Origin of the sequence: uncultured Methanobrevibacter sp., from assembly GCF_900316895.1 — an archaeon.
Classification (GTDB): domain Archaea; phylum Methanobacteriota; class Methanobacteria; order Methanobacteriales; family Methanobacteriaceae; genus Methanocatella.
On the sequence record NZ_ONER01000022.1, the window covers coordinates 1 to 17,867 of the forward strand.

At 33.4% G+C, this 17,867-nt stretch carries 14 protein-coding genes and 1 pseudogene; 4 read left to right on the forward strand and 11 right to left on the reverse strand.

All coding sequences use genetic code 11. The features are described 5' to 3' along the window. The 3 genes and pseudogenes from QZN27_RS04025 to QZN27_RS04035 all read right to left on the reverse strand — a co-directional run. Nucleotides 1–185 (reverse strand): annotated as a pseudogene (locus tag QZN27_RS04025) (ribose 5-phosphate isomerase A); the annotation flags it as partial. Beyond that, nucleotides 185–622, reverse strand: coding sequence for a UPF0179 family protein (locus QZN27_RS04030; RefSeq protein WP_296784035.1), 438 nt, complete (start codon nucleotides 620–622; stop codon nucleotides 185–187). The gene QZN27_RS04030 and the pseudogene QZN27_RS04025, both read right to left, overlap by 1 nt. Continuing rightward, on the reverse strand, nucleotides 622–1,665 hold the full coding sequence (locus tag QZN27_RS04035) for an NAD(P)-dependent glycerol-1-phosphate dehydrogenase (protein WP_296784037.1): 1,044 nt from the start codon (nucleotides 1,663–1,665) through the stop codon (nucleotides 622–624). The genes QZN27_RS04030 and QZN27_RS04035 overlap by 1 nt, the downstream gene beginning before the upstream one ends. A 130-nt stretch (nucleotides 1,666–1,795) precedes the next feature. On the opposite strand from QZN27_RS04035, the gene proS reads away from it, so the two are divergent. From proS to thiD, 3 genes are read left to right on the forward strand one after another with little or no spacing between them, the layout of a single operon-like run. After that, a complete protein-coding gene (gene proS / locus QZN27_RS04040) occupies nucleotides 1,796–3,199 on the forward strand; it encodes a proline--tRNA ligase (RefSeq protein ID WP_296784039.1) in 1,404 nt (467 codons plus the stop codon). Between the two features lie 7 nt (nucleotides 3,200–3,206). Next, a complete protein-coding gene (gene cofC, locus QZN27_RS04045; RefSeq protein ID WP_296784042.1) occupies nucleotides 3,207–3,881 on the forward strand; it encodes a 2-phospho-L-lactate guanylyltransferase in 675 nt (224 codons plus the stop codon). Next, on the forward strand, nucleotides 3,882–4,616 hold the full coding sequence (gene thiD / locus QZN27_RS04050) for a bifunctional hydroxymethylpyrimidine kinase/phosphomethylpyrimidine kinase (protein WP_296784044.1): 735 nt from the start codon (nucleotides 3,882–3,884) through the stop codon (nucleotides 4,614–4,616). It begins immediately after the preceding gene. Here thiD and QZN27_RS04055 read toward each other — a convergent pair whose 3' ends face one another. Continuing rightward, nucleotides 4,617–5,369 (reverse strand): ABC transporter ATP-binding protein, encoded by a 753-nt coding sequence (locus QZN27_RS04055; protein WP_296784046.1) that lies wholly within the window; start codon nucleotides 5,367–5,369, stop codon nucleotides 4,617–4,619. It abuts the gene before it with no gap. An 8-nt stretch (nucleotides 5,370–5,377) separates the two neighbouring features. Beyond that, a complete protein-coding gene (locus QZN27_RS04060; RefSeq protein WP_296784049.1) occupies nucleotides 5,378–6,127 on the reverse strand; it encodes an ABC transporter permease in 750 nt (249 codons plus the stop codon). A 142-nt stretch (nucleotides 6,128–6,269) separates the two neighbouring features. Between QZN27_RS04060 and QZN27_RS04065 the strand changes: the two genes are divergently transcribed. Next, a complete protein-coding gene (locus tag QZN27_RS04065) occupies nucleotides 6,270–7,199 on the forward strand; it encodes a CPBP family intramembrane glutamic endopeptidase (protein WP_296784052.1) in 930 nt (309 codons plus the stop codon). A 42-nt stretch (nucleotides 7,200–7,241) separates the two neighbouring features. Here QZN27_RS04065 and QZN27_RS04070 read toward each other — a convergent pair whose 3' ends face one another. The 6 genes from QZN27_RS04070 to QZN27_RS04095 form a co-directional block, all read right to left on the reverse strand. Then, a complete protein-coding gene (locus QZN27_RS04070; protein ID WP_292844143.1) occupies nucleotides 7,242–7,592 on the reverse strand; it encodes a carboxymuconolactone decarboxylase family protein in 351 nt (116 codons plus the stop codon). 349 nt (nucleotides 7,593–7,941) lie between these two features. Then, nucleotides 7,942–9,621, reverse strand: coding sequence for a hypothetical protein (locus tag QZN27_RS04075; RefSeq protein WP_296784057.1), 1,680 nt, complete (start codon nucleotides 9,619–9,621; stop codon nucleotides 7,942–7,944). 185 nt (nucleotides 9,622–9,806) lie between these two features. Beyond that, entirely contained in the window at nucleotides 9,807–12,782 is a 2,976-nt protein-coding gene (locus QZN27_RS04080) for a hypothetical protein (RefSeq protein WP_296784060.1), read from the reverse strand. A 351-nt stretch (nucleotides 12,783–13,133) separates the two neighbouring features. Next, the gene (locus QZN27_RS04085) at nucleotides 13,134–15,182 is read right to left on the reverse strand and encodes a hypothetical protein (protein WP_296784064.1); all 2,049 of its coding nucleotides are present in this window, start codon (nucleotides 15,180–15,182) and stop codon (nucleotides 13,134–13,136) included. A gap of 934 nt (nucleotides 15,183–16,116) precedes the next feature. Beyond that, complete coding sequence (locus QZN27_RS04090; RefSeq protein WP_296784067.1) at nucleotides 16,117–16,314, reverse strand: hypothetical protein; 198 nt, start codon at nucleotides 16,312–16,314, stop codon at nucleotides 16,117–16,119. A 51-nt stretch (nucleotides 16,315–16,365) separates the two neighbouring features. Next, a complete protein-coding gene (locus QZN27_RS04095) occupies nucleotides 16,366–17,394 on the reverse strand; it encodes a Fic family protein (protein ID WP_296784069.1) in 1,029 nt (342 codons plus the stop codon). Nucleotides 17,395–17,867 lie beyond the last annotated feature (473 nt).

Below are 17,867 nucleotides of genomic sequence, written 5' to 3' on the forward strand. Positions count from 1 at the left end.
TGGAATGATGTTGGAATTCCCATCACGCTTATTCCTTCATCCCTGATTCTCATGCCCACCTTTTCAATGAAAAAGTGTGTGGTTGAACCTGTTCCAAGCCCTAAGACCATTCCATCTTCAACATATTCTGCAGCTTTGTATCCTGCATTCATTTTAGAAGAGCTATTGCTACTAGTATCTTTCATTATATCACAAATCCTAAAGTTAAGTTATTAAGTTTTAAGCCTTTCTTGCATTCCCCTTTATGCTTTCCATTGTTTTCCAATACGATGCACTTGTCGTTTTCAATCAATCCTTCAGGGAAACACAAATCATGATAATCACAGTTTTCATCACATTCAGGAGCATTATATGTAAATGTTGACCCTTCAAAAATGTTTTTTGAAGTTGTTAGTATGTCTATTTCGGCTCTGTCAACCTCAACAGGAATTACCTTGCCTTCTGCATGTATAGGACAGTTCTGTTCGTTTTCCTTTACTTCAGTTACAACGTATTTCCTATTCTTTTCAAGGTTTCCAACACAGGATGACTTAAATCTGCAGTCTTCACATTCCTTGGCAGGACCTAGAAAAATAAACTCTTGACCTTTTTTCGCTAAATCTATACCTATCAGTGTTATCATTAAATCACCTCTGTTTTATAAGCCAATTCATAAGCAGCTTCTTTTGAAATACCATTGTCTCCTAAAATAGTGTACCTTTCAGGTCGGATTTCATGAGCCATCATCAATGCTTCAATTATGTCCTCTTCAGCAATGTTGAGTTCTTTTGCAGTGGTAGGGGCCTGCACGGCCTTTAGGGCATCCCTTATTGCCTTCCAATCCCCTCCATGAAGATACATCATCATGATTGTTCCAATACCACACTGCTCGCCGTGAAGTGCAGGCTTGTCGAGAATCTTATCAAGCGCATGTGAAAAGAGATGCTCTGATCCGCTTGCCGGCCTTGAGGAACCTGCAATGCTTATTGCCATTCCACCACTGAATAGGGATTTCATGACTATTCTTGCACTAGGCTCAAGATTAGGCTTGATATTGGCAATGTTGTCGGTAATCAGGTGAGCTGACATTATTGACAATGCCGCTGCAGACTCTGAAAACGATTCGTTTTTAAGCCTGTGTGCCAATTCCCAATCCTTGATGGCAGTGAAGTTTGCAATCAGGTCCGCACATCCTGCAGCCAAAAGCCTGAATGGGGATTGCGCAAGGATTTCGGAATCCGCAATGACGGCTATTGGGGAGTGTGCAGTTGCTGATATTGAAGTGTTAGGGTTTTTGATTGATGCCATAGGAGATACGATACCGTCATGAGAAGCAGTGGTTGGCATGGATACGAAATATACGCCCTGATTATATGAAGACAGCTTGGCCACATCAATAACCTTTCCTCCGCCAACACCCAAAACGGTTGTGTCGGGAGTAATCAATTCTTCAACTTCAGATATGGACTCATAGGATGCCCTGTCAACTTTGACCACATCAAATTCCATATCCTCCTTTTCAAGGCTTTCCATTACAGGTATTGCACCAACATCATATGTATGGGCACCTGTAACAATCAGAATCTTTTTATCCAAATGCAGAGATTTGCAAATCTCACCAGTATCTTTTATAATGCCCGGATCAATGTAAACTTCACGGGGCATCTGTATTTTCCTGTTGCTCATGATATCTCCTAAATGTTAATTATACATTAATATATATTTAATTGATAATTATAAATAACTTTTCTCTAAATAAGTTTAATACTTATTAAAAACAAATAATTTAATATTATAAAAAATTATTTTAGGTGATATGGTGGAAAATTTTGACGAATGGTTTCATGACATTTTAGAACAAGCGGACATAACTGATTCAAGATATCCTATTAAGGGAATGGCAGTTTGGAGACCATACGGTTTTCAGATAAGGAAACATTCAATGAACATTATTAAAAAGTTACTGGACAAGGACCATGATGAGGTACTGTTCCCAATGCTTGTTCCTGAAACTGAACTTGCAAAGGAAGGAATACATGTTAAGGGATTTGAGGATGAAGTTTACTGGGTTACAAAAGGCGGACAGACTGAATTGAACGAACAGCTAGCCTTAAGGCCAACCAGTGAAACCGCAATATATCCGATGTATTCATTATGGATCAGGACACATATTGACCTGCCAATCAAAATGTATCAGATTGTCAACACTTTCAGATACGAAACAAAACATACAAGACCTTTAATCAGAGTAAGGGAAATCACTACCTTTAAGGAAGCCCATACAGCACATGCAACCAAAGAGGAGTCCGATGAGCAGATTCAGGACTTCATTGGAATGTATAAGGAATTCTTTGATGATTTGGGAATTCCATATTTGATTTCCAAAAGACCGGAATGGGACAAATTCCCAGGTTCCGACTATACAATGGCATTTGATGTCATAATGCCAAACGGAAAAACCCTGCAAATTGGTACAATCCACAATTTGGGCCAGACATTTGCAAAAACTTTTGACATTACCTTTGAAGACAAAGACGGAGAGCACAAATTGGTTTATCAGACCTGTGCAGGAGTATCCGACAGGGTCATCGCATCCGTAATTGGAATTCATGGAGATGAAACAGGATTGCGCCTACCACCGAAAGTATCACCGAATCAAGTTACCATCATTCCAATCTTATTCAAGAAAGGAAAAGAGGAAGTTCTTGCAAAATGCTCAGAAATTAAGGAACAATTAGAGGAAAAAGGCATAAGAGTCCAGCTGGATGACAGGGATATCAGGCCGGGCAAGAAATTCAACGACTGGGAACTGAGAGGAACACCTGTAAAACTTGAACTTGGGCCTAGAGACCTTGAAAACAATATCACCGTTGCAATGAGACGTGACGAAGGAGAAAAGATTGAAATTCAATTGGATGAAAATCTAGTTGACAATGTAATTGATTTATTGGACAAGTCTTCTGAAAACTTATCCGCACAGGCATGGGACTTCCAGAATGAACATGTCAAATTTGCAGACACTCTTGAAGAGATTCCGGAACTTGTAGAATCCGGAAATGTAGTTAAGTTCTACTGGTGCGGAGATGAAGATGTAGGCCACGAAATCGAAGAAAAAACAGGCTATGACGTTTTAGGCATTCAGGAAGAAGTGTCCGAAGGCAAATGTATCGCCAGCGGAAAAGATGCCAAATACATTGCGTTAATTGCCAAAACATACTAGTGATAATATGGACAACATTTATGCAATAATTCCAGTAACCACATTCAAAAATGCAAAAACAAGGCTTTCTCCATTTTTATCTGCCGAAGAGAGGGAAAATCTCCTAAAAGCAATGCTTCGAGACGTGACTGATACCTTAAAAAAGCATGTGGATAAGATTTTCATCATTAGCCGTGACGAAGATGTGTTAAGCTATGCTGAAAGCCTGAATGTGAACACAATTCAGGAAAATGACAATTCCAACCTGAACAAGGCCCTGACACAGGCAATGAAAATATGCAAAGGAAAAACAAGGAAGGTAATTATAGTTCCTTCAGACATTCCATTGATTGGCAAGACCAATGTCCAGATGCTGATTGACGCATCCAAAAGCCTGGATTTCATCATTGTTCCCTCAAAAGGCGGCGGAACAAACATGATTATAATGAAGCCAATGGCCATCCGCACAAGATATGAAGGATTCAGCTATAAGGAGCATGTGCAGGCTGCTGAAAGAAAAAATCTAAATCCACAGGTTCATGATTCATTCTTTATGGCATTGGATGTCAATACCACCGAAGATTTGGGAGAAATCATGATTCACGGTGAGAAAACCCACACCAGACAATACCTGAAAGAGCTTAAGGTCAATGTCGAGTCATTCCGTGGTTCAGAACGTCTTAAAGTCACAAGAGCTGATTAGATGATAGTGATGAGCATTGCAGGCGTTGACCCGTCAGGAGGCGCAGGCGTTTTTGCAGACTTGAAAACATTTCAGGCCATTGGAGTTTACGGCACAGGAATCGTAACAGCACTGACTTCACAGAATCCCTATAAATTTTTTTCAACACAACCTGTTTCACCGGATTATATCGAAGAGCAGATCGATTCGGTAATGGATGCCTATGAGGTAGAATTTATTAAGACAGGAATGTTATACTCTCCTGAAATTATCAAACTGGTGTCTGAAAAGATTAAGGAATATGACCTGAAAGCGGTGGTCGATCCAGTCATGGTTGCTACTTCAGGGGGAGACCTGACAGGCGAAGACATAGCCGACGCGTTTAATAAGCATTTGATTCCAAATTCAATATTGACCACTCCAAACGTCAGTGAAGCTGAAAGATTAAGCGGAATTAAAATAAACAGCAAGGAAGATGCCATCAAAGCAACAGAACTTATTGACTGCAACTGTTTCATTACCGGCGGACATTTAGACGGAGTCAATGTAATCAACATTAATGATGAGATAACAATCAAAAAACAGGATTTGATTGAAACCGAGAATTTACATGGATCAGGATGCAATCTATCATCTGCAATAACAGCATATTTAGCAAAAGAAAATTCTTTAATGGATTCCTGTTTAAAAGCGATGGATTATGTTTACGAAGGAATAAAAAATGGAAATTATGGGACATTAATAGCTAAAATATAACTATTCTCCCATATCTAAGTTTTCTACAATTGATTCTTGAAGTGCGATGAATTCTTTTGAATCTCTTTTTCTTGGCCTTTCAATATCCACTTCAATGACTTTATCTATTCTTCCGGGATTTTTGCCCATGATGACGATTTTATCTGCCAGATATACCGCTTCATCAACATCGTGAGTTACGAAAACTATTGTGTTTTCGAATCTTTTCCAAACCCCTATGAGCTGTGACTGAAGCTTGTGTCTATTTTGCATATCCAATGCAGAAAACGGCTCATCCATAAGAAGAATTGGTGAATGATTAAGCAAGGACCTAATAATTGCAACCCTCTGTTTCATACCACCTGAAAGTTCATGAGGATAGCTATCCTTAAAGTCAATTAAACCTACACTTGTCAGATATCTCTCAGCGGCAGCAATATTTTCCTCTTTAGCCCCCTTGTTTGTCATCTCCAAACCAAAAGTAACATTTTGCAGGACAGTCAACCATGGGAATAATGAGTACTGTTGGAAAATTACTGCCCTATCTCCAGATGGCTTGGTAACTTTTTCTCCATTGGCAATGATTTCACCGGAGCTAGGCTGGTCAAGGCCTGCGATTAATCTTAACAGTGTGGTTTTTCCACAACCGGAAGGACCTAAAAGACAAACTAATTCACCATCGTCAATGGTTAAATTAATGTCTTCCAAAACTGATAGCTGGTCTGTTTTTTTACTTATAAAAGATTTATTAATATTTTTTACTTCAATTGACACATTAACACCTACCAGAATATCCTTTCTTGGGCTTTAGTGAATACATAATCAAATATGATACCTATTAACCCTATATCTAACATACCAACAACTGTTGTACCTGGGTCAAATAAACTAGTTGCTGTCAAAATCATATAACCTAAACCACTGCTTGAACCAACCATTTCAGCTGAAATGGTACACATCAAAGCAATACCGATTCCAACTTTCAAACCTGAAACAATATATGGAACTGTTGAAGGCAAGATTACCCTTTTTAAAACATTCCAATCGCTTGCTCCCAAAGTTTGAGCTGATTCAATTAAAACCTTATCAGTTCTTTTAACTCCATCAATTGTATAGACCAATATTGGGAATACGCAACCCATAAAAATAATGAAAACTGCTGGAAACATTCCTATTCCAAACCAAAGAATGGAAAATGGAATCCATGCAACAGGAGGAATCGGCCTTAATACACTGATTACCAAAGTTGCAATGTCTTCCAGAGTCTTATACCATCCAAGAAGGATTCCTAAAGGAATGGCAACAGCAGCCGCTAAAATCAAACCGCCAAATACCTTATATAAAGTATCAAGAGTGTTTGTTAGAAGCTTTCCATTTAATATTAACTCCCAGGCGGACTGACAAACTGTAATCGGTCCTGGAAGGATGTATGGATTGACAATGCCCAATCCCTCTGTAATAAGATACCAGAAGATAATTATGCATATTGGCAAAATCAATGGAATAAACTTATTCTTATAATTATCAAACATTAAATCACTTAATCAAATATTTTTTTATACATATTTAATTATGTTTTAATGATATAAAAACTTTAGAAAAAAATAACCTCGTGAAAAAAACTAGAATAAGATTTATATTATAAAAATATAATTAATGAATATAGGTGAAAAATTGAACATTCATAAAAAGTTTTTCTCAAAAATAGGAGTAAATTACCTGATACTGGGCATAATGGCAATAATATTTCAGATAATCATAGTCAATATCATTTCCATAATAAATCCGGAATATCTGCATAACATAAACATAGTGACCACCATATCATCATTATGCAATTATATCCTTCCATTTCCAATCTTCTATTTGCTGATGAAAAAATTGGACAGTGTTGAACTTGAAAAGACAAACATAACTGTAAAAAAATTCATACTTTACACTGGAATCACCATAACACTAATGTGGATTGGAAACGTGACCGGCCTGATTATCACAATGCTTTTAAGCGGTGCGATGCAAAACGATATTGCAAATCCAGTTCATCAATTAATCAACAGCTCAGACATTTGGATCAATCTGCTGATAATCAGCATATTCGCCCCGATATGTGAGGAAATCCTTTTCAGGAAATTCTTAATCGACAGAACAATAAAGTATGGTGCAAAGGTATCCATAATCCTATCTGCGGTGCTCTTTGCCTTTTTCCATGGAAACCTTAACCAGTTCTTCTATGCATTCCTGATGGGAGGATTTTTCGCATACGTCTACATCAGGACAGGAAAGATAACATACACAATAATCCTGCATGCGATTGTAAACTTTATGGGATCAGTCATGAGTCTAATCCTTGCAAATTCAGTTACAAATATTCAGATAACCCCAAATCCTGTTGATGCAGTGATAATACTGGGATATATTGTAATCATATTAAGTTTTTTATTAATTGGCCTTTATGGACTGACCAGAATTAAAAAGGCAAGATTCAATGGTTCAAAAACAAAAATCAATCTGAAAAATCCATTTAAAACAGTGTATTTAAATTTAGGGATGATTCTCTTTATTCTGTTTTTTATAGGTGAGATGGTCTATCAGGTTTTAGGTTAAATAGTATTAAAATACAATACTAAAAAAAAATAAGAGAAGAATTTAAGCCTTATCTTCTCTTTCCTCTTCAATAGCTTCAACAACACTGTTTAAAATCTGAAGTGATTTGGAGAATGCTGGCATACCTGAAGTCAACAAGACTACTCTTAAGACATCTACAATTTCATCTTTTGTAATGCCTAATACTTCAATAGCGCTCCTGATCTGTTTTTTGGTAGCTCTTGCATCGGCACGTGAAGCAGCAATTCCGATAGCAATCAATTTTTGAGTCTTATAATCCAATACTTTAGCATTCCAAACAGTACTATTTATATCAGAAACCAGTTCATATAAATCAGGGTATTCGCCTTCGAGTTCCCTGATTCCTTTACCGTAATATACATCTCCTTTCATATTTACCTCTCTCCAAAATAATTTTAATTAATTAATGATTTAATTTTTAAGTTATATATAATTAATAGCTATTTAATTAATACCCGCATCTACAATACTTAAGCAATGCAATAACACAGGTCGTTGTTGAAAACATTGATATCAAAAACTGATAAAATAACTTATCGAGTTGACTATGAAACTTATGCTGGGCAGAAAAATAGTAATTTACCATCCCCAGTAAAATCTCAAAAAAAATAGAATTTATATTATTCAAAAATCTTTAAAAAAAGAGCATTTGCCCATATTATAATAAGAAATGAATCACATTCATAAAAAAAATATAATTAAGGAGAAAAAATATCTCTCCTTATTTTTTAACAACGATTTTAACAGATTTTTTAGTTACTGCTTTGTATAAACTATTACCTGCAAACTTGATTGTTGCTTTGTAAGTTCCTTTTTTAGTTAATTTGGTTAACTTAAATGTAGCTTTACCCTTTTTGGTGGTTGCTTTGTAAGTTTTACCTTTAACTTTAATAGTAACTTTAACTTTATTAATTGCTTTTCCTTTATTGTCTTTTAAAGTTACAGTGTACTTTTTGGTTTTTTTAGCTTTAAAAGTAGCTTTTTTAGCGGTTAATTTTGGAGTTGCTTTTGCAACAACAACATTTGCCTTAATGGATTTTGCATTGTATAAAGTGTCACCTGCAAAACTAATGGATGCAGTATAAGTTTTTGGAGTTAAAGTTGCAACATTAACTGATACTTGACCGTTTTTATCTGTTTTTAAGTTTTTAGAGATAGTTCCAACTTTAACAGTAACATATTTACCAACTAAAACATTACCATTAGCATCCTTAAGTGTGATTACCAAGTTTTTAGCAATATTATATGTAGCAGTTACCTTAGGCGCTTGAATGATAGTGTTGATTTTAGTCTTATTGAATGTTAATGTCTTATTGAGTGAAGTTGGGGCATAACCAACATACTCATCACCCGGATATGAAAACTCAAAATTGTAAGTGCCTAAAAGATTATCTAAAACAATTTGACCGTTACTGTCAGTGTCCCTATAAGCAAAAACCTTATTATTGTTAATAATAGCCACTTCCACACCAGCAATAGGTTTGTTGGTGTTAACGTCAGTTAAAGTGATAATAACACTGTTGTCCTTGGAGGTTACAGTTAACTGGGTTTCATTTAAATTAGCGGATTTGATTGTTTTGTTTACATAAAATGGTGAAACCAAATCAACTGTTTCAGAAGCATCAAAATCATAAGTACAGTCAACAATTTCACAATAACTTAACTGACGAGCCTTGACAATGCCTTTTATATTACAGTTTTTAAATGTTGAATTATAGATGTAAACTCCATCAACACGTCCTTGACTGTCTGATCTACCACCATATGAATCAACAATAGCATCAGAAGTGATATTTTCAAAAATACATTTATTAAACTCAAATTTAGAAAACTCCCAATTATTCACTAAATAATTTCCATTAAAATCCTTAAATGTACAATTTTCAAAATTTGCACTAACTACATCAGTAAGAGTGTCTCTATTTGGAGTGGTTCTCTCATAAGTTCTTGATAGGAATTCTGAATTTATAAAAGTACAATTGATAAATTTGAAATCCATTTCATCAACTAAAACATTATAATGAACATTTTCATATTCCAAACCATAATGTAAAATACCACAATATTGATCATACGGTTTAAAAGTTGCATTAATAACAGTCACAACATGATTAGTGTTGAAATAATAAGATTGTTTAAATGAAAATGAAGTTATAATCGTATCTTTACCCATTCCAATATATGTGACATTTATATGTTCTCCAGGAATTTCATATTCCCCTTCAGCCAAAAATATAGTTGCATTATCCTTAAGAGAAATACTTTTTGATGCATTTGCCCAATTGCTTCCATCACCACTTGTTTCTTTAGAATTATTTACATAATAAACGGGAGAATCACTCACTGAGGATTCTTCTGAAATTACATCTTCATCATTAATTATATTATCTGTGGTTTGCATATCTGTTGTGTTTTCAGATGCGCTAGCAAAACCTATTGAGAGTATAAAAATTAATAAGATTAAAATTATTCTTTTTTTCAACTATTCAACCCTCCTAAAAATATTTTTTTAATGTTCAATGATTTAAAGATCAAATATAACGTTTTTAAAATAAATAAAAAAAGTAGAGTGAGTATTCTCTACTTTTATTTTTTAACTACAATTTTTACAGTTTTACTTACTGCTTTGAAGTATTTGTTTCCAGCGAACTTAACTTTTCCTTTGAAAGTTCCTTTTTTGTTTAATTTGGTTACTTTAAATGTGGCTTTGCCTTTTTTGTTGGTTTTTGCAGTGTAGGTTTTGCCTTTAACTTTTAAGGTAACTTTTGTGTTTTTGAGAACTTTTCCTTTGTTGTCTTTTAAAGTTGCAGTGACTTTTTTGGTTTTTACTTTAACTTTTGTTTTTAACTTTTTAGTGGTTAATTTTGGAGTTGCTTTTGAAACAACTACCTTAGCTGTAGTAGATGCTTTGTTGTAGTCATCATCCCCTGCAAAGCTGATGGATGCAGTGTATGATTTAGGAACTAAAGTTGCAACATTAACAGATACCTGACCTTTTTTATCAGTTTGAATGTTTTTAGAGATAGTTCCAACTTTAACAGTAACATATTTACCAACTAAAACATTACCATTAGCATCCTTAAGTGTGATTACTAAGTTTTTAGCAACATTGTATGTAGCGGACACTTTAGGAGCAGTTAAAGCAGTGTTAATTATTACTTTTTCAACTTTAAAAGTAGTAGTGTTAGTACTTGCAGCGTATGGATATTCACCAGCATAACTAGCTTCCACATTATAAGTGTTTGCTGCTAATTTGTCAGTGCCTTTTAAAGAACCAGTACCATTAACAACACTAACATTATATTCTTTTTGATTAATAACAACACTAACGTTAGTAGTTAAATTGTTGGATAAAGTAACATCAATAGTGAAATCTTCTCCTTCTTTGATGTCTGCAACTTTAACAGTTAAAGTAGTTGCGTTTACAGGAACATCAACATAAACAGCATCGTCGCTTGCTAAAGTTTTTTGTGTGGCGAAATCATATTTGTTATCGGTAGTTACAGCTTCTACAGAATAATCTTGAGCTTTGACAATACCTTTAACAGTCACATCTTTGAAAGTGGAATCTTTAATTGTTACACCAGCTTGACGACCACTATCATCAGTACGATTAGCATTAGTGGAAACAATAGCATCAGCGGTTACATTATTAAAATCACAATTAATAATCGCAACATTAGAGAACATGTGTCCAACAATAGCAGTTTGGGTGTAATTTACAAATTCACAATTTTCAAATGCATAATTGTATACATCTACTGAATCAATATGATCTTTTAATGATGTTTCTCTTAGTTGACCAAAATCAATAGCTGCATTGATAAAAGTACAATTTACAAATTTATAATTTGAATCAGATAATGTAATTGCTTTGGTAAAAGTACAATTAACCCAACTATATGTGTTGCCCCTATTATTTGCTTCTTGACCTTGGACTTTAAATGTAACATCATAAATCCAATTTTCTTTATCTTCAATAATAATAGTTACATTTGCAATAGGGTTTCCTTGACCAAACCTATCCACTTTTGTTTTACCCTTAATAATAATTGTTGTATTTCCAGTAGCTGAACTAACTAATGAAGTCAATGCTTTACGGAAATCTTTAGAACTAGAATAATCATCGGAATTGATAACTATTTCAGAATCTCCTAAAATTTCATCAAATGATGCTCCCAACAAATCATTATTCATGTTTTGTGGAATAATTGTATCATAATCATTTAAATCATTGTATTCAATTTGAGGACTATTAATGAAAGTATTATCCTCAAAAGTATATAAACCACTTAATTTAACAGTAGTTCCGGTTTTAATATCATGATTAATGAATCTATTGTCAGTAATGACTAAATGTGCTTCCCCTTCACTAATGTTTGCATATTCATTGGTATTGAATCCACAGATTGCTTGACCATTATCTGCTGAGTTGCGAGTGAAATTAGAACAAGATACAGTCAATGTTCCACCATTCATTGCAGCGATAGCGCCACCATTACCATTAGATGCGAGGTTATGGTTATTTACAAAATTACAACATTTAATAGTTACATTATATGCATTAGATGCAAAGAAGTAATTTGATGCACCAATTGCACCTCCACCATTATTAGTAGAACAGTTATTATTAGTGAAGTTTGAGTTATATACTTCTAAAGTTGAGTAAGTGTATAATGCTCCACCATTCCATCCAGCAGTGTTTCCATTAAATGAAGAAGTTCTTATAACAGATTTTGCATTTGTGTGAGTGTGGATTGCTCCGGCCCACCATACTGCATGATTGTTGTTAAAAGTGGAAGTCCATACGTATAATTGTCCACAGTTATTAATACATCCCGGTTCGGTGTATCCATAATTGTTTTCAAATGTAGAACCTCTTACATTCATTATTACATTTGTTGTTGAAGCAGCATTATAGTTTGTTACTACTCCAAATGCAGCTCTACAATTTGTAAATGTACAATCGGTAATGTTCATGGTTCCGTAATTGTTGTAAATTACAGAGTTGTGTCCGCTGCTTGATGCATTAACATTTGTAAAAGTACAGCCATCCAAGACAGTTGTACCTGAAGATAGCATTTGCATGAGCATTGTGCAGGAAATGTCTTTAAAGTTTACATTTTGGAAAGTTATGTGGTAATTTGAATTGGAATTGTAGAATGGAATTCCTGAGTAACTTCCTGAAATGTAACTGGTAGATGTTCCTACGATTTTTGCGTTGTTTCCGAATACTATTTGACTAGTTGGTGTATATGTTACGCCACTAGCTAAGTTAATTGTTTTGTCTCCACTACTGCTTGCGTTACCTGCTAATTGAGACCAGTTAGTAACAGTTACAGAAGTAGCTCTTAGATTTTCATTTTCTTCATTATTAACTTCTAATGCGGTATCATCAGATTCAGCTGATTGTAAATCAACATCATCAACTTGTTCTACAACTACTGCATCATCATCAATAGTTAAAGAATCATCATTGATATCATCAGCAGCGCTTGCTGCACCAATACAACAAATGAAGATTAATAATGCTGCTAGAAACAAATTAAATTTTGATTTCATAGTTTTATTAGTCTCCCTAAATCATGATTTTAACTAAAAAAAATTTTAAGACCAGATTGAATATTTTCTATCAAAATAGTCTAAAATATCTTACAAGAACAAGAATCCATAAATCATATCAACCTTCTTTTTGCAGGGTAATATATACTGCAAGAGTCCATGAAAAGATTCTGTTTTTTCAGATATTTTTGATAAAAGAAAATTAAAATTAAATTATCATTTAGTAAATATTTATTAATTAAAGACTAAATGTAATTTTTTAAAATTCACTTTATCATTATTAATATTTGTAATTATGTTTTAAATAGGTTACTAAAAAATATTAAAAAAAGATTTTTTTGGTGATGGTTTTTAATATTCTTCTTCAGGTTGTTCTTTTCGCCTATATCCAATTATTAATAAGATTAATACAAGTATTACTCCTATTATTGATTGGATGTAGTTTATGTCCTTAAGTTCAGGAATTTGCTTGGTCACTTCATATGCCTTGGATTCAGTTGGCTGTGATGATTTACTTGCACTTGATCCGGCAGAGGATGATGCGCTTGCTATGCTAGCGCCTGATGTTCCCCAGGCATATCTTGTTGAGTTGCTGTCGCCATTGCGGGCATCTGACTGTGAATAGTGAATGTTGTTGCCGTTTGCATTTCCATCATTGTTGAATCCGTTACCGTTACCGTTTCCATCTATCAATCCCTGTCCTTTATTGGATTGGCCGTTGTTCATCCATGACAAATCGACACCGTGTCCGTTTCCATGTCCACCGTTGTTGTAGTTGCGAAGCCATTCGGGCAGGTCTCTCTCAGACATGTGGCGTATTGTATCGGCACCGTTGGTATTGTAGCGAACAATATTGTTGGCTCCGTTTCCTCCGATGCTGACTGCCTTGTCACCGCCTTCTCCAACACCAGTAATCAGTATATTATACATTACATTTGTGTCACTGGTGGTTGAGCTTGTTCCCTGATTTAGACTGATTGCAGTTGGACCGGGTGTTGTGACCTTATTGTATTTAATATCATATTTATGAGTCCCATTTGTACTTTGAGAATAACTGATACCATATACTCTGTCTCCTGCTTTATAGCCTCCAACAGTATCAACAATGATTGTATTGTTTAAAATTCTGTCATCAGAGTCTTGAACTTCAATTCCTGCAACTAAAGCCCATGAATCTGTTCCTGCTTTACCAGTAATATTGATAAAGTTACTTATTATATCGATTTCTGTTGATCCGTAATAGTTTTGTGAGTAGATTCCAATATTTGGACCATTGCTTACACTATGCAAATAGTTATAGGCTACCTTTAAATTATAAGCCGGACCGGTAATTTGTATTGGATAAGCTGTACCATCACGACCGTATCCTCCATAAGTAAATACATCAATATTATTGTTTGTAACAGTAACATCATTTAAACGATAGATATCCAATGCATACAAGTAATTTGCAATGTTTTTATGTGTATATAAGTCTTCTATTTTGATATTATTTTTATCAATACTTGAATTGTCACAGCCATATATCAATACTGATGATAATGTAGGATATTTAACTCCATTTTGATACTCCCCATAATTAATATCGGAATAAATATTATTATCTGATAATTGCAGGTTTTTACTGTATCCTGCTGCAAAGGAAGATATATGATCTCCTAAAAAACCTTCAGCATAAATAATTTCACGCAAAGGCAATGTAGAATTAATATCATTCCCTGAAACTATTGCATCATCACTGTATTGAAGAAGTATCGGGTAGTTGTGTCCTTCATGAAATGCATGTCCAATATAGTTAAAAGAAGAATTTATCAACTTAAAACCTGTATTGTCATACGAGTACACGCCGATTGCATCAACATCGCTTGGAGTGTTGTAGGTCATGTCAATATTATATATTGTCACATTGTCTCCTGTAACATATATTCCTGCATTATTGTTTCCTGTAAAGCTTTCGTTTAAAACGAAGTTTAGGTTGGTTAGCATCACGCCGTTGGCTTTTATATTGAATCCGGTGTTATTGAATAATGTATTTCTGCCGGTTATTTTTGTATTATCAGAATTAATGGTCAGTATCCCTTTGTCGGTGAATGTTCCGTCAAAGGTTAAAATCTTGCCACCGTATTCGTTTTTCAAGACTCCTGTATCGTCGAAATACATTTTGTAGTTACGCTGGTTTATCACGTAATTGTCCGGTTCTGTTTCGAGTTTGTCATTTTGTGATTGAACACTTTTAACATTCAAAGAAGAATAGGTTTCACTTGCATCTTCTAAAAGCATGTCATTGTCAGCTGAGTCTGTTATAGTCAAATTTTCATTTGTTGAGGCAGAAATTAGACTCATGCTTGCAAGCAGTATTATGCTTATTGAAAACACGAATAGTATTTTATTCATTTTCAAAATAATAATTCACCTACCCTCATTTATTTTTTTAATACTGTTAAACCTCTTATTTCCCCAGCATATATTACTAATGCACTGCAAAGAAGGTTGGTTTAACAGGTAAAGTTTAAAAAATAATTTAAAAATTATTATAATTACTTTACTAAATAATAGTTTAGTATTTATTACATTAATAAATATTTACATTAACCTCTTCAATGGTAATGTCAAGATTTAATTATCAAAAATAAAATTTGAAAAATCCAAAATGTAAAATTTAATACCCCACTATTGGAAAACATTTTATATCAAAAACTTGTAACCCTGACTAAAAAAATATGTTACAAACAGACAAGATCCAAACATAATTTTAACATGTAAAAAGGCAGATAAACTGATATTTGTAGACTTATCTATTTGACAGTGAAAATGGAATATAAAAAATTAACTATTTAATTATCAACATTATGTTGTTGGAAACATAATACTCTTTTTAATTCCAACACACAACAAACAAGTGAATGAAATATTTAATTATTTTAAATTTCAAAAAGTAGTGTGGAGAGAAAAGTTATACAACTATCACATGAGTTTTCATACTAACTCCTCTCCAAATAATTTTATTAGTTAATTAATATTTTAAATTTCAAATTATATAAATTAATAACCATTTTTTCAGTTAATAATTCAGTTGACATTGACTGCATGTTTTTGCTATTGGATTGTGATATCGGACCAATATTGTGAAGAGACCTTTAAAAGTTATATCTTGAAATTGTTTTCCCATCAATCATTATTTAAAATTATACATAACTTGGTTTATCCAATTACTATTTTGATGACCAATATATTGACGCCGGCCATTTTTTCCTGACTGAAAAACTGCCTTTGAAAAGCAAGTGATGATCATAAAATAACCGGACGGGCTTTACCTGATATGTGAAAAGCAAAATCAGCTCTTATCGGATTGTCTCTTATAACCGATTGCAAGCAAAAGAATTAAAACAATGCCCATGATTATTGCAGGAACATTATCCGTTTTTGCATCGATGATTGACTTTTCAATCTCATATGCCTTCACATCATCATTTTGTGATGGGGCTGATCCGGCATCCGATGAAGGCTGGCCTGCAATAGGATTTCCGGACAATCCCTTATTTACAAAATTTATTTTTTAATGGAATTTTAAAAGCAATATTAATCACTTAAACACATAAACTGTACTTCTTCCTTTTCCCTGAGACTTTATTAAACCTTTTTCAATTAATCTGCGAATATAAAAATGAGATTGCTGAGAAGACAAGTTAAGTAAATCCTGAACATCTTTATTTTTTATGGAATCATTTTTTTCAATAAACTCCAATATCTTAATCTCTTTTTCATTCAATCTGATTTTATCATTCATTTTTCTGTCAAAATGAGACATGTTGACAATGTCATCTTTTACATTGGATATGGAAACTAAAAATCCTTTCGAAAAATATTCCAGCCATTCAGTCAAATCCTGGGACTTGTCTGCTGATTGTAATGCAGCATAGTAAGATTGCCTATCCTGATTATAATATTCATCAAGGGAAAAATATCTTTTAATGTCATAATCCTTTAAAAGGAGAATTAGAGTCGCCAATACTCTTGCAGTTCTACCGTTACCGTCCACAAAGGGATGAATTCTAACGAATTCATAATGAAAGATTCCCGCAAGAATGATTGGATTTAAGTCATCCTGAACATTTACCCAATCCAATAACTCCCTAATCAGATAGGGAACTTCAATAGGCTTTGGAGGCACAAGATTCAGTTTGCCTGTTTTTATATTACCTATGACCACTTGGGAATCTCTAAATTTACCTGCCATGTTAGAGTCATTTAATGTTCCTTCAGTAATGTTTTGATGAATTTCCAAGATAGTTTTCTCATCGATTTTTTCATATTTGTCCAGATTTTCAATTGTTTTGAAATAGTTCAAAACTTCGATTTCGGATTTATTTAAATCAACATCATTTATCTTATTATTTTCTTTTAAGTTGAATAATTCTGTCACTTCTTTAAAATCCAAAGGGTTTCCCTCAATAGATGTTGAATTATATGAAGATGTGATTATAGCTTTATTTTTTAGCAAAAGATCATAAGAAGGCATTATTTGAGAATTTAAAATAAATTCCTTAATCGCTGAAATTTCCATCAGATTATTTATGATTTTATTGGTATAATGAAATTTCGCATCAAACATTGAATACCCCCTTATTAACACTGTTTATAATTATAGAACTATTTTTTTATATAACTTATGCATCGACCCTTAAAAAAAATGACATTTTTATTCGTAACTTGACGAATAATATATTTATTGCTTGATGATTATTTTTTAAAAATTAATAAAAACTATTAAAATATCAAAAAAAGCCTGAAAATTATAAAAAATAAAAATAAATATACTTGATGATTATGCTTGATGAAACTTAAAATTTTAATTACAACAACTATATAATTAATGTAGAGAGACCATAAGTATGACAACTATCACATGCCCTTTCATATAACTCTCTCCAAAATAATTTTAATTAATTAATGATTTAATTTTTAAGTTATATATAATTAATAGCCATTTCATAAAAATGAAAATGTTTTTGGAGGTATATAAATTACGTCATCATCCTTTTTTACAGAAGAGTAGTTATTTGCAACCACTATACCATATTGACA

Coding starts and splice junctions, on each gene's coding strand:
- QZN27_RS04070 (WP_292844143.1), bottom strand. CDS start 7,592: ATGAAAGGAGATGTATATTACGGTAAAGGAATCAGGGAACTCGAAGGC.
- QZN27_RS04095 (WP_296784069.1), bottom strand. CDS start 17,394: ATGTTTGATGCGAAATTTCATTATACCAATAAAATCATAAATAATCTG.
- cofC (WP_296784042.1), top strand. CDS start 3,207: ATGGACAACATTTATGCAATAATTCCAGTAACCACATTCAAAAATGCA.
- QZN27_RS04075 (WP_296784057.1), bottom strand. CDS start 9,621: ATGCAAACCACAGATAATATAATTAATGATGAAGATGTAATTTCAGAA.
- QZN27_RS04080 (WP_296784060.1), bottom strand. CDS start 12,782: ATGAAATCAAAATTTAATTTGTTTCTAGCAGCATTATTAATCTTCATT.
- QZN27_RS04030 (WP_296784035.1), bottom strand. CDS start 622: ATGATAACACTGATAGGTATAGATTTAGCGAAAAAAGGTCAAGAGTTT.
- proS (WP_296784039.1), top strand. CDS start 1,796: ATGGTGGAAAATTTTGACGAATGGTTTCATGACATTTTAGAACAAGCG.
- QZN27_RS04035 (WP_296784037.1), bottom strand. CDS start 1,665: ATGAGCAACAGGAAAATACAGATGCCCCGTGAAGTTTACATTGATCCG.
- QZN27_RS04060 (WP_296784049.1), bottom strand. CDS start 6,127: ATGTTTGATAATTATAAGAATAAGTTTATTCCATTGATTTTGCCAATA.
- thiD (WP_296784044.1), top strand. CDS start 3,882: ATGATAGTGATGAGCATTGCAGGCGTTGACCCGTCAGGAGGCGCAGGC.